Consider the following 13,940-nt stretch of genomic DNA (forward strand, 5'->3'; position numbering starts at 1 on the left):
ATGAGTCATTACAAAAAAGTTATTCAAGATTATATAAGCAATCACAAAGATAAAACAATTGATCTTCTTAAACAGTTAGTAATGGAAAATAGTGTGTCTAGTAATGAGAGTAAGGCACAAGCAATTGTCCTTGAAAAACTAAGAGAGCTTGAATTGGATTTAGACGTATGGGAACCAGATCTAAAAGAAATGAAAGAGCATCCTTATTTTATTTCAACAAGAGACAGTTTTACTGGTAGTCCTAATATTGTCGCTACGCTTAAAGGAACGAGCGGAGGAAAGTCCATGATCTTAAATGGACATATAGATGTTGTTCCAGAAGGGAATATTCAACAATGGACGTACCCTCCTTACAGTGCAACCGTTGTAGATAATAAGCTTTATGGGCGTGGTGCTACTGATATGAAAGGCGGAAATGTTGCGCTAATTTTAGCGATTGAAGCAATAAAACGAAGTGGAATTACACTAAAAGGTGATGTTTATTTTCAAAGTGTAATTGAGGAAGAGAGTGGTGGTGCTGGTACACTTGCTACAATTTTGCGAGGCTATACAGCTGATGGTGTTATTATTCCTGAACCAACAAATATGAAGTTTTTCATTAAGCAGCAAGGATCAATGTGGTTCCGTCTTAATGTAAAAGGTAAGGTAGCTCATGGTGGTACTCGTTACGAAGGTGTAAGCGCTATCGAAAAAAGTGTACTCATCATTCAACAAATCCAAAAACTTGAGCAATTACGAAATGAACGAATAGCTGATCCGTTATATGATGGAGTACCAATTCCGATTCCAATTAATATTGGAACAATTCATGGTGGAACATGGCCATCTTCTGTATCTGATCTAGTGACTTTAGAAGGAAGATTCGGAGTTGCGCCAAATGAAAGATTAGAAGATGCGAAAATAGAATTTGAGAATTGGATTGATAATATAAAAAATCTTGATGATTGGTTTGTAGAAAATCCTGTAGAAGTAGAGTGGTTTGGAGCAAGGTGGGTTCCAGGTACTGTTGAAGCTGATAGTGAATTAGTGCAAACTTTGCAACGAAACTATCTTGAAACAACGAAACAAAACCCAGTAGTTGAAGCTGCACCATGGGGAACTGATGGAGGATTATTTACACAAATTTTAAATATTCCTATGATTGTTTTTGGACCTGGGGAGACAAAAGTAGCTCACTACCCAGATGAATTTATTGATTTAGATCAAATGTTTTTAGCTGCAGAAATCATTGCCTGTACATTAATTGACTGGTGTGGAGTTGAGGGCCAACAACATGAAGGTGAGGGAGCATATGAAAACGAAAAAGTATTATGAAACAATTAAAGTTCAACAAGAAAACTATTATTTTGAAGGTGCTTTAGATTATTTTAATGAGCGAATTCGTGTTGATTTTTACTTAGGGAATGCATCACTACTAATTGAGAGAATAGAAAAACTAGCAAAAGAATACAAATTTACTAAGCTAATCATTAAAGCAAGAAGTGAACATTTATATTCCTTCTTACAATCAGGATATATGATTGAATCAGCACTGAAAGGCTATTTTCAAGGTAGTGATGGTTTTTTTGTTACGAAATATGCTAGCCAGGATAGAAGAAACAGTCTTTATTGGGCCGCTGCAGATGATATTTTAGATGCTGTTTTAAAAAGTGATCGATCAAAAGAAAAAGTAATTCCTGATGAATATGTTTTACGAAGAGCAGAAAAAAATGACTCAACTAAACTTGCTAAATTATATGGTCAAGTTTTTAAAGTATATCCTACACCTTTAAATGAATCCGCTTATGTTGAAAAGACGATGGATGAAGGGACTATTTATTGGATTTATGAGAAAGATGGAAATATTGTAAGTGCAGCATCTGCTGAAGTGGACTTCGGTCAAAGAAATGCCGAGCTAACAAATTGTGCAACACTTGAGGAACATCGTAAGCATGGATTGATGAAGGAGCTAATGAAGAAGTTGGAACAGGATTTAGTAAGCCAATCAGTTTATTGCTCTTATACGATAGCGCGATCATTATCATATGGAATGAATGCAGCCTTTCATCAATTAGGGTATCAGTATACTGGAAGAATGACAAACAACTGCTATATCTTTGATAAATTAGAAGATATGAACGTATGGGTAAAGGATCTTTCAAAAGTAGTCTTTTAATGTCAAGCTGCCGAAAAGTGAGCGCAGAATTGCCAAGTTTTCGGCAGTGAAAGGATGGTTATGAAATGAACGCAACAATTCCAACTAATGAAATGATTAGTGCCATATTAAATAGTATCGATGAATCAATTCACGCAGTCGACAAAAATGGAATGACTATATTTTATAATCAAGTTGCGGCTGACCATGACGGTGTTTCAGTTGAAGAGGTTCTGGGAAAGCATGTACTAGAAGCTTTCCCTTCTTTAACGAAAGAAACAAGTACCTTATTGAAAGTACTAGAAACAAAGCAAGCGATTATTCAACAGCCTCAACGCTATGAAAATATTAAAGGTCAATTTATTGATACAGTTAACACGACAATTCCGATTATTTTGGATGATCAATTGATCGGTGCTGTAGAAATTGCAAAGGATTATTCTACAATTAAGTCGCTCGGTGAGAAGGTTTTAGACTTACAAGCGAGGATTAAACCGCAAGTGAAAAAAGGAAAAGCTAAACAAGTTCACTCATATACGATCTCAGATATATTAACGGATGATCCTGCTTTAATAGCCGTAAAAAATCAAGTTGGAAAGGTAGCAAATGCAGACTCTGCAGTACTGGTAGTTGGTGAAACTGGAACTGGTAAAGAACTTTTTGTACAGTCAATTCATCATAGTTCAAATAGAAGTGAAGGCCCTTTTATTGCTCAAAACTGTGCTGCTTTACCAGAATCATTATTGGAAAGTATACTATTTGGTACGACAAAGGGTAGTTATACGGGAGCGATAGATCGAGCAGGGTTATTTGAACTTGCTGATGGTGGAAGCTTGTTTTTAGATGAACTAAATTCAATGCCATTAGAGCTCCAAGCTAAGCTACTGAGAGTACTAGAGGATGGAGTTGTTCGCCGGATAGGTGATCAAAAAACTCGTAAAGTTAATGTAAGAGTAATCGCTGCGATTAATGAATCACCTTTAGATTGCGTTCAAAACGGTATTATGCGACCGGATTTGTATTATCGTTTGAATGTGTTTTCATTGTTCATACCTCCGTTAAGAGAAAGGAATTATGATATCGAGCTGCTCACATCTTTTTTTGTTGAGCAATTTAATGAACGCTTCTCAAAGAATATTCGAAATGTAGAACATACTGTATTTGAGTTATTCCACCAATATAATTGGCCTGGTAATGTTCGAGAATTAAAGCATACGATTGAGCATGCTATGATTATGGCAGAAGGGCATACTCTTACGGTTAAACATCTTCCAATTCAACTACAACATATTAAGAAAAGTACTGAAACAAAAGGAGTTCAGCCTTTACGTACTGCAATGCAGGAGATGGAAATTTCACTTATTAAACAAGCATTGCTACAAACGAATTCTAATATTCAACAAGCTGCAGCGCTACTTGAAATACCTAGGCAAACTCTTCAATATAAGATTCAAAAGTTAAATATCGTAGTATAAACTACTTTTTAAACTTCTAAAAAACTAGTTTTAGCACTTCATTTAATAGCCAAGCCGCCTAATTTTAGGCGGTTTTATTATTTTGGATTCATCTTGGTAAGATACCAACTTAAGATTTTAACTTTAAAAAATAAAAAAACAGGCTGAATAGTTTGAATTTTCTATATTTGTGGCGTTTTTATTAAATATTTGTAAATTTTTGGCACGGCTCTTGCTATATATTAATACAAACAGTTTGAAAGGGGATGTAAGTATGGTAAATGCAGTCTATGCTCCACAAAGACATTGGAAAGAAATTGAATTATGGAAAGATGTAACAGATGAACAATGGAATGATTGGGTTTGGCAACTTACAAACACCATCAAATCATTGGATGAGTTAAAGCAAGTAATTAACCTCACGCCAGACGAAGAAGATGGGGTACGAATTGCGACAAAAACAATTCCACTAAACATTACCCCATATTATGCATCGTTAATGAATCCGGATGACCCACGTTGTCCAGTTCGTATGCAATCAGTTCCGATCTCTGCGGAGATTCATAAAACTAAGTATGATTTAGAGGACCCTCTTCATGAGGATGAAGATTCTCCTGTACCAGGTTTAACACATCGTTATCCAGATCGTGTCCTTTTTTTAGTAACAAATCAATGCTCAATGTACTGTCGTTACTGTACTAGACGTCGCTTCTCAGGACAAATTGGAATGGGAGTGCCAAAGAAACAGCTTGATGCTGCTATTAATTACATTAGCAAAAATCCTCAAGTACGAGATGTACTTATTTCAGGGGGAGACGGTCTTTTAATTAACGATAATATTTTAGAGTATATTTTAAAAAATTTACGTGAAATTCCACATGTGGAAATTATCCGTATTGGTACAAGGGCACCTGTAGTATTCCCACAACGTATTACTGAAAATCTTTGTAATATCTTAAAAAAATATCATCCAGTTTGGTTAAATACTCACTTTAATACTTCAATTGAAATTACAGAGGAATCGAAACGAGCTTGTGAAATGCTTGCAAATGCAGGTGTACCATTAGGAAACCAAGCCGTAATCTTAGCTGGAATTAACGACAGTGTACCAATTATGAAAAAGCTAATGCATGATTTAGTTAAAATTCGTGTTCGTCCATATTATATTTATCAATGTGATTTATCAGAAGGAATTGGTCACTTCCGTGCACCTGTTTCAAAAGGTTTAGAAATTATGGAAGGATTACGCGGCCATACTTCTGGATATGCAGTACCAACATTTGTAGTAGACGCACCGGGTGGAGGAGGAAAAATTTCTCTTCAACCAAATTACTTAATTTCGCAAAGTGCTGATAAAGTTGTTCTTCGTAATTTTGAAGGTGTAATAACTACTTATCCAGAACCACAAAATTACGTACCAGGTAGAGCAGAAGCGTACTTTAAAGAAATTTATCCTAATATGGAAGAAAAACGTTCTAATGCAGGAATCGCGGGATTAATGAATGAAACAAAATTCAATCTTGTACCAGAAGGTTTACAACGTATGGAAGTTCGTAAAACATATGCAACAAACCCAGAGCATGCTTCTTTGAAAGATAAGCGGGATAAACGCGACGAATTAAAAGAGAAGAAATTCCAAGCACAGCTTACAAAAATCCAAGTTAGTGAAAAGCTAGTAGGAAGTGCGCAAGGAGACACTGAATGATGAAATGTCAGTGGTGTGAATCAGCTAACATAGTTGAATCAACAAATACGGTCTACTGGGAACTTCCTGATGGTACGAAGGCAATTGAGATTAAAGAAACACCATGTATCATTTGCTTAGATTGTAAAATAACATATCAAACAGATGATACGGTTAGTGCAATTGAAGAGCAATTATACTTAATCGACACTAAATTACTTGGTAAAACAACTTCATATAATGGGTTAATCGAGCAACAAAGATTATTAAAGAGGAATTACTTTGACTTTTCCAAATAAGAAATGAGAAGCGACTATTCGCTTCTCATTTTCTCTACTGTTCAAACTTTTCCTAATCCTGCTGATGGGTGTTTAAAAAAATTAGAAAATTTAGAATACAAAAAAACGACTGAAAAGGAGTATTTTAATGAAAAATACGGTAACTACAATAACAGTCAATGATTCTAAGAACCATATTCCATCTATGCCTCAAGAGCTAAAGCGTGGATTAAAACCACGCCATATTACAATGATTTCACTCGGAGGAACAATTGGAACAGGTCTATTTTTGGCAAGTGGTGGTGCAATCCATACTGCAGGACCAGGTGGTGTTCTCGCAGCTTATATAGCGATTGGAATAATGGTGTACTTTTTAATGACAAGCCTTGCTGAGATGGCTACATATATGCCAGTTGCCGGATCTTTTAGTACATACGCAACAAAATTCGTCGATCCTGCACTTGGTTTTGCACTTGGCTGGAATTACTGGTATAACTGGGCAATTACGATAGCAGCTGAATTAGCTGCCGTTACAATGGTTATGAAATTCTGGTTACCACATACATCCTCACTCTTATGGAGTTCATTATTTTTAGCGATTATCTTTCTTTTAAACTATCTGTCTGTTAAAGGGTTTGGGGAATCTGAATACTGGTTTTCTATTATAAAAGTTGTTACAGTAATCATTTTTTTAATATCGGGATTTTTAATGATTTTTGGAATTATCGGCGGAGAAGCAGTAGGGTTTAAAAACTTTACAGTTGGTGACGCTCCTTTTCATGGAGGATTCATGGCGACACTTGGAATTTTTATGGCAGCTGGATTTTCTTTCCAAGGTACCGAGTTATTAGGGGTAGCAGCTGGAGAAAGTGAGGAGCCAGAGCGAAATATTCCTCGTGCGGCTCGCCAAATATTTTGGCGTATTTTACTATTTTACGTATTATCTGTATTTGTAATAGGTTTACTAATACCATATACAAATCATAATCTAGCAAGTGGAGATGTAGCTGTTAGTCCATTTACGCTAGTATTTGATAAAGCTGGCATTGCATTTGCAGCATCTGTAATGAATGCAGTTATCTTAACAGCGGTTTTATCAGCTGGAAATTCAGGAATGTATGCTTCAGCTCGAATGCTGTGGGACATGGCTCGCCAAGGAAAAGCTCCAAAGGCATTAGGTAGGTTAAATAAAAGAGGTGTACCAGTTAATGCATTAATGATTACAGCGGCAGTCGGTACATTAGCTTTTTTAGCTTCTCTATATGGTGACGGAGTTGTTTACATTTGGTTACTGAATGCTTCAGGTATGTCTGGTTTTATTGCATGGCTTGGCATTGCAATTTGTCATTATCGATTCCGCAAAGCCTACGTAGCACAAGGGAAGGATTTAAATGACCTACCGTATAAAGCAAAATGGTTCCCATTCGGACCAATATTTGCTTTTGTACTATGTGGGGTTGTAATTCTTGGCCAAAACTATTCAGCATTTATGGGCAAAACAATTGACTGGAATGGTGTACTTGTTTCATATATAGGGTTGCCATTATTTCTTATTTTATGGATTGGCTATAAACTAATAAAAAGAACAAAAATTGTTCAGCTTAATGAGTGCGATTTGGAGAATTGAGCGAGAAAGACATATTTTTTTATCGTTTTTAATTAAAATAGTAATTGTTTAGGGATGTAATTCGTATTAGAATTAGCATCTCTTTTTTTATCTGAAAAATCGGTATCCTTTAGTTAGAAATCATTAAGGAAGGAAAAGTTGATTTCATTTCGCTAAGCTACTATATGTCACGCACTGAGAAAAAACATAAAACGAACGAAGAAAGTAGCCAAGGTAATTTAGTTGGTGGCGTTAAAAATCCATTTTTAAAAGAAAGTGATTGGGGATGGGGAATCGATCCAACTGGTCTTCGCATTGGATTAAATCAATTATATGACCACTACCAAAAACCACTATTCATCGTAGAAAATGGCCTTGGAGCATACGATCAAATTGAAGAAGATGGTTCGATTAATGATGATTACCGTATTAATTACCTACGTAGTCATATTGAGGCAATTGGTGAAGCAATCGAGGATGGTGTCGAACTGATGGGTTACACTCCATGGGGATGCATTGACTTAGTAAGTCCGTCTACAGGTGAAATGTCTAAACGCTACGGCTTTATTTATGTAGACAAACAAGATGATGGAAGCGGAACTTTAGAACGCAAAAAGAAAAAATCATTTTATTGGTACCAAAATGTTATTCAAACTAATGGGGAACAACTTGATTAATTAAAGATATAAGAAATTCTCGTGCGCTTGATTTCTTAAATCGATTCGAAGCTAAAACGACTGTGGTGGACGCAAAAGATTTTGGTTTAGGTTCTGTCATCGCAAAAGAAGTAGTAGATTACTTCAATCCAATTTTAATTTCAGGTGTTTTACGAGTGTATGCGGAGCAACTAGCTAAAGTTAGAAATCATCCGTTAACAAAAAGAAGATATATGTGGAAGCTAGAATACTAATCTATTTTTTAAATTAATAAAAAGCCGATCTCCTCTAATATAGGGGAGCATCGGCTTATTTTTCTTTTACATATCTAAATCCTTCTCTAAATTAATACCAATTTTCCCTTCCTGTATTCTAGACCTGAATAGAGCCCAGTAAATAACGATTCCAGCAAGAAATAAGTAAAGGATTACTTTAGTAGTTGGTATGAAATCTTTAGGGATTGTTAAAATACCAACTTCAAATACTAACCAAATAATCGCAAGAATGGTAACAGGTAGTCGCCACTTTCCTAACTTAAAACCATCTGTATCCGGTAAGGTCTTAATTTTAGTAGCATATGCGATTACAGTAATTAAGTAAATTATGGCCGGAAGAGCAGCAGAAGTACCTATTAATAAAGATAGCTTCCCAAAATAGAATACGGCAATAATGCCTAATACAGAAACTAAAATGATCGCATTGTACGGTACATTATGTTTTTTATCTACCTTTTTAAATACATTTGAAGCAAAAAACACATTGTCTCTTGAAAGGGCATAAATAAGTCGTGAAGCAGAAGCCATAATAATTAATCCGCAAGCAAAAATTGACACGATCACTAATGCAAGGAAGAAGTCAGCAACCGCAGTGCCCAAACGTGATTGTAAAATATCAGAAATAGGGGATGTAGAAGCCATGATACTATTAATATCTTTAATTCCTGAAGTAACAATGATTAAGAAAACAAATCCAATTATACCTGCAAGTAACATTGAGTAAACGATTGCCTTAGGTACGGTTTTATTAGCATCCACTGTTTCTTCTGCTAAATTTGCCGCAGCTTCAAAGCCTACTAATGTATAAGATCCCATTACGACTGATAGTACAAATGCTGTTAAATAGCTTCCATTTGAACCAACCTTGTGAGCAGTGTAAGTTAATAATGAAAAATCTGCCCCTTTAAAAAATAAGACAAAGCTTAAAATAATAATAATACCAATAAATCCGATTACTTCTGTATAGACAGCTGAATTATTAATAATTGTAGCAATCCTTACTCCGTAAATATTTAATAATGCTTGGATAACGATTGTAATTAATACAACGGTTGTAAGAACTGTAGTAGTACTCTTAATACCAATTAAATCAAGAAAAATTGGTGCTACACCATAATCAACAGTAGGAACAACAATAATTAAGTAACATAACGCTGCCCAACCTGTAAACCAACCAAATCCCCGATTCGTTAAACGGCTAACCCATTGGTATACATAGCCACTTAAAGGAATTTTGCTCGATAAGTCTGCAAATATTAAGGCTACAAGTAAATGTCCCACCATGACAAATGGCCATGTCCAAATTCCAGCAGGTCCGGCTGCTCCTAAAGCAAGACTATAAGAGCTAAAAATACCAGTTGTAATTGAGATAAACGAGAATGCAACTGCAAATGAACTGAAAAATTTTAATGATCGCTGTAATTCCTGTTTGTAGTTAAACGATTGTAAAGCATCTGAATCAATACCTTGTTTACTCATAAATCATCTCCTCCATATATTTACAGAATTTTCTTATAATTAAACTCATAGTTAGTCCAATTAGATTAACCAAAAGTTTTATTATCAATCCGGTAAAAGATCTACCTATTAATCTTGTACCTAAAATTGGGCAGAATGATCGTTTACCGTTAATAATGCAACTTCCGTGCCAGTCTAAAAGATATTAGTAATTTTCGAGTTTCGTATAAAAAGAGAAGTAAATCTTATGTGGTCTTGAATAATGTATGCAGTACTGAATAACAACCAGACTGATCATAAAAGTAGATACTAGTGAAAGGAATTTCGTTTTTTCGATTAATACTTAATAATTTCAAAGCAATAGTAGCTGTTCTTTATAACGTTTACAAAAAATTAATAATTTGGCATAAAACTTGCAGTTCTAAAAAAAGACTTATTTAAATATTCAAAAAAAGGAGGTTTCTGTCGGATAAGTAAGAATTATAAGGAAGTAGTAATTTCGGTGTAAGCGCTTAATTTAAAAAACGAAGGGGATATGATAGGTGGAAAATAAAACACAGTTAAAAAGATCCTTAAAGTTATGGCAAGTAGTTATGATGGGGTTAGCCTATATGACCCCTATGGTTGTTTTCGACACATTTGGAATTGTCTCTGATGTAACTAATGGTCACGTACCAAGTGCATATATAGTAGCTCTAATAGGAATGTTATTTACAGCTGTTAGCTACGGCAAGTTAGTAAGAGTATTTCCTGAAGCTGGGTCTGCATACACATACACCCAGAAGGCAATTAGTGGTCACTTAGGTTTTCTAGTTGGCTGGTCATCATTACTAGATTACTTGTTCCTACCTATGGTAAATGCTTTATTAACGAAAATATACTTAAACGCACTTTTTCCAAATGTTCCAACCTGGATATGGGTAGTTGGGTTTGTAGGACTAGTTACTTTCTTAAACTTAAGAAGTATAAATATGCTGGCGAACTTCAATACCTTCTTTGTATTAGTCCAACTTGCGATTATGGTTGTCTTTATCATTCTAGTTATTCAAGGATTACATCATGGAGAAGGATATGGTGGATTCAGTCTAAAACCACTATTTAATGCAGGGATGCATTTTGGTACATTAGTAACCGGTGCAACAATTCTTTGCTTCTCATTTTTAGGATTCGACGCTGTTTCAACTTTATCAGAAGAAGCAATAAACCCTGCAAAAACAATTCCTAAAGCAATTCTTTATACAGCTCTGTGGGGAGGAGTTATCTTCACGGTTACATCATTTTTCATTCAATTATACTATCCGGACATATCTAGATTTAAGCATCCAGATGCTGCATCTCCAGAGATTGCACTCTATGTAGGTGGCAAATTATTTCAATCAATTTTCTTATGCATTACTTTTATTAACACACTTGCTTCTGCATTGGCGTCACATGCAAGTGTCTCACGTTTGTTATTTGTAATGGGGCGTGACAAAGTTTTCCCAGATAAATGGTTCGGATTTGTTCACCCAAAATGGAAAACACCAGCATTTAACGTAATTTTTGTCGGTGTGATTTCATTATCAGCAATCTTTTTCAACTTGGTAACAGCTACTTCATTAATTAACTTTGGAGCATTAATGGCATTTACTTTTGTTAATTTATCAGTCATTAACCATTTTTACATTAGAGGAAAGCATAGATCATTCAAAGGATTCTGTTCTTACCTGCTTTTGCCTTTAATTGGAGCCGCATCCGTAGCAATCCTATGGTTCAACATTGAAAAAAGCTCATTAATAATGGGAACAGTTTGGTTTGTCGTTGGATTATTATATCTAATTTACTTAACGAAGGCATTCCAAATTGCCCCTCCTAAATATGAAGAAGAGGCTGCTGTATAGTAAACTCAAAATGAAAAAAAGTCACAAGGAAATTTACTCCTTGTGACTTTTTTGTGTCTAATCTGGAATATTCTATTCGCATTTCTCTTTTCCTTGATAATGGATTTTAAGTAATTCAATTTTGAATAATGATTAATGCAAAATTGAATAATTCATGCATTCAATCATATTTTCAGTAAAGGATCAAATTAGGTTATTGAAGGAAAAAACAATAAAAAGGATCGTTCAAAAAAATAGATAAAAGTCTTGTAATTGCCTTACTAATAAGCTTTTGTCTATTTTATCACTTCACAGAGTTATGATATGAATTCAAGTTGGCACAGGAATTGCTATTAAATTTTTAAAATATAACTATGAGGTGTGTAAAATGAGCTCAAATTTAACGAAAGTAGAACAAAATGAAAAGAGTAGTGAACAGGTAGAAATAGATGATTCCCTTCAGGAGTTTAGAGAAACATTAAATGAAGCAATCGGAATAATGAACTATCCGAGTCAAGTGTTTGATTTCCTTAAAACACCAATGCGATTTTTAGAATTTAGTATTCCCGTTCAAATGGATAATGGTGAGACAAAAGTATTTCAAGGGTATCGAGCCCAACATAATGATGCATTAGGACCTACTAAAGGGGGAATCAGATTTCATCCTGATGTAACGCCAGAGGAAGTAAAAGCATTGGCTGGATGGATGAGTTTAAAGTGTAGTATTACTGATTTACCTTATGGGGGAGCAAAAGGTGGGGTTGTTTGTGACCCAAGACTATTAAGTATGAATGAGCTAGAAAAATTAAGTAGAGGTTATGTAAGAGCTGTAAGCCAAATTGTAGGACCTACTAAAGATATTCCAGCACCTGATATGTATACAAACGCACAAGTAATGGCTTGGATGCTAGATGAATATGACCATATTAGAGAGTTTGATTCACCAAGCTTTATTACTGGTAAACCTATAACTTTAGGGGGTTCAGTAGGTCGTGAGACGGCAACATCAAAAGGAGTATTTTATGCTCTCGAGTTAATTAGTGAAATACAGAAAATCGAGATTAAAAATATGAAGGTCATTATTCAAGGATTTGGAAATGTTGGTAGTTACTTAGCACAATACTTACATGAAGCTGGGGCAAAGGTTGTTGGAGTCTCAGATGTACTCGGAGCAATTTATGATCCAAAAGGTTTAGACATTCCATATCTATTAGACAATCGCGATTCATTTGGAGTTGTTTCTAATTTATTTAAAAATGCAATTTCCAATCATGAGTTATTAGAAAAAGAATGTGATGTCTTAATTCCAGCTGCAATAAGTGGTGTTATTAATAACCGTAATGCGGATAAATTGAAATGCAAGATTGTTGTAGAAGCAGCGAATGGACCGACTACTAAAGAAGCCCTAGAAATTCTTGATCAAAAAGAGATTTTAGTCGTTCCCGATATTTTAGCTAACTCAGGTGGAGTTGTTGTTTCTTATTTTGAATGGTGTCAAAATATGCAAGGTTATTATTGGACTGAGAGTACTGTAGATGAGAGATTAAAAGAAAAAATGACAGATAGCTTTTTAAAAGTTTATAAAACATCACAAAAATATAATGTAAACATGAAAATAGCAGCTTATATTGAAGGGATTCGTAAAATCGCTGAAGCTTGTCGCTTAAGAGGTTGGGTAAAATATTAAAATAAAAAGGAGAGATCTAGAATGATTGATATTATTTCTGAATCAACGGAAAGACAGCTTGTACACCATTATTGTCTATTAACGCAGAACAATCGATATGATTTATCAATTGGCTTTTCAAGCCACTTTTATGGAAAATCAATGGTTACATCAATTCAATCTAGTAAAATGGCATTATTATGTTTAGAAGATATTCATTCTGAACAATATTGGGCACCTAAATTAGGTATTGCTGAAGAGGATATTTTAGAAATTCAAAATTTCTTTAGTATGGTTTTGCCATCAAAACATATCTGTGAGTTATAATACAGGAATTATTTTTTAAGAAAACTCCCTTATTGGCGAGCTTTAAGGCTAAAAAAAGGCGAATTACTATCTTCGCTGCAAATCTATACATTCTTTAATGTGCAAAAAAAGGAGTGAGTTTTATGTATTATGGAGTCATTGTCAGTGACTACCATGGAACAGTTGAAGAGACTGCTATTCAGAAAGATTCAAGAATTTATGAATGGGAGCCGTTATTCTTTATTAAAACTACAGATGGAATTACAAAAGTTATTCATCAAGGAATAAGTGGTGAAGTTGTTTCATTGGAGGTCTCAAATGGAGACAAAATAGTTCCTGGAATGGTTCTTGCTTATGTTAAAGAAGATTTGTTTGTTACTGCTAGCGATTGAGTAAATTGTGATTAAGATTTTGAGGATCTACAAATAACAACTTTGATTCAATGAACTCGTTCTCTTTTCTAACAAATAAAGGGTGTCTCTGGTCGAATAGACTTAAGAGACTGCCCTTTCTTTTTGTTTGTGTTAAATAGATTAGTAAATTATAATTTTAGATTTTTATGAT

12 protein-coding genes and 1 pseudogene are annotated in these 13,940 nt (G+C 34.7%); 12 read left to right on the forward strand and 1 reads right to left on the reverse strand.

What is annotated here, in order from left to right; genetic code table 11:
* The 8 genes and pseudogenes from MY490_RS01860 to MY490_RS01895 all read left to right on the forward strand — a co-directional run bounded on the left by MY490_RS01860 (position 1) and on the right by MY490_RS01895 (position 8,066).
* Positions 1-1,314, forward strand: a complete 1,314-nt coding sequence (locus MY490_RS01860) for a peptidase (RefSeq protein WP_248267737.1) — start codon at positions 1-3, stop codon at positions 1,312-1,314.
* Positions 1,292-2,155 carry a putative beta-lysine N-acetyltransferase gene (ablB, locus tag MY490_RS01865; protein WP_248267738.1) on the forward strand — a complete coding sequence of 288 codons (864 nt, stop codon included), beginning with the start codon at positions 1,292-1,294 and terminating at the stop codon, positions 2,153-2,155. The genes MY490_RS01860 and ablB overlap by 23 nt, the downstream gene beginning before the upstream one ends.
* A gap of 65 nt (positions 2,156-2,220) precedes the next feature.
* A complete protein-coding gene (locus MY490_RS01870; protein WP_248267739.1) occupies positions 2,221-3,609 on the forward strand; it encodes a sigma-54 interaction domain-containing protein in 1,389 nt (462 codons plus the stop codon).
* 253 nt (positions 3,610-3,862) lie between these two features.
* Positions 3,863-5,293, forward strand: coding sequence for a lysine 2,3-aminomutase (gene ablA, locus MY490_RS01875; RefSeq protein ID WP_248267740.1), 1,431 nt, complete (start codon positions 3,863-3,865; stop codon positions 5,291-5,293).
* Positions 5,293-5,571, forward strand: a complete 279-nt coding sequence (locus tag MY490_RS01880; RefSeq protein ID WP_248269301.1) for a YokU family protein — start codon at positions 5,293-5,295, stop codon at positions 5,569-5,571. The genes ablA and MY490_RS01880 overlap by 1 nt, the downstream gene beginning before the upstream one ends.
* Before the next feature lie 184 nt (positions 5,572-5,755).
* Entirely contained in the window at positions 5,756-7,177 is a 1,422-nt protein-coding gene (locus tag MY490_RS01885) for an amino acid permease (RefSeq protein ID WP_248269302.1), read from the forward strand.
* A gap of 113 nt (positions 7,178-7,290) precedes the next feature.
* Positions 7,291-7,833, forward strand: a pseudogene (locus tag MY490_RS01890) (family 1 glycosylhydrolase); the annotation flags it as partial.
* Between the two features lie 65 nt (positions 7,834-7,898).
* Positions 7,899-8,066 carry a hypothetical protein gene (locus tag MY490_RS01895; RefSeq protein WP_248267741.1) on the forward strand — a complete coding sequence of 56 codons (168 nt, stop codon included), beginning with the start codon at positions 7,899-7,901 and terminating at the stop codon, positions 8,064-8,066.
* 66 nt (positions 8,067-8,132) lie between these two features.
* Here the strand turns inward: MY490_RS01895 and MY490_RS01900 are convergent, their stop codons facing one another.
* Entirely contained in the window at positions 8,133-9,566 is a 1,434-nt protein-coding gene (locus MY490_RS01900) for an APC family permease (protein ID WP_248267742.1), read from the reverse strand.
* Positions 9,567-10,138: 572 nt separating this feature from the next.
* Here MY490_RS01900 and MY490_RS01905 point away from each other — a divergent pair.
* The 4 genes from MY490_RS01905 (at position 10,139) to MY490_RS01920 (ending at position 13,768) form a co-directional block, all read left to right on the forward strand.
* Entirely contained in the window at positions 10,139-11,425 is a 1,287-nt protein-coding gene (locus MY490_RS01905) for an APC family permease (RefSeq protein WP_248269303.1), read from the forward strand.
* A gap of 367 nt (positions 11,426-11,792) precedes the next feature.
* Positions 11,793-13,091, forward strand: coding sequence for a Glu/Leu/Phe/Val family dehydrogenase (locus tag MY490_RS01910; RefSeq protein ID WP_248267743.1), 1,299 nt, complete (start codon positions 11,793-11,795; stop codon positions 13,089-13,091).
* A 21-nt stretch (positions 13,092-13,112) separates the two neighbouring features.
* A complete protein-coding gene (locus MY490_RS01915; protein WP_248267744.1) occupies positions 13,113-13,397 on the forward strand; it encodes an SAV0927 family protein in 285 nt (94 codons plus the stop codon).
* 122 nt (positions 13,398-13,519) lie between these two features.
* A complete protein-coding gene (locus tag MY490_RS01920; RefSeq protein ID WP_097973126.1) occupies positions 13,520-13,768 on the forward strand; it encodes a biotin/lipoyl attachment domain-containing protein in 249 nt (82 codons plus the stop codon).
* The last annotated feature ends 172 nt before the right edge of the window (positions 13,769-13,940 follow it).

It is taken from the genome of Gottfriedia acidiceleris (genome assembly GCF_023115465.1).
In the GTDB taxonomy this organism is placed as follows: Bacteria; Bacillota; Bacilli; order Bacillales; family Bacillaceae_G; genus Gottfriedia; species Gottfriedia acidiceleris_B.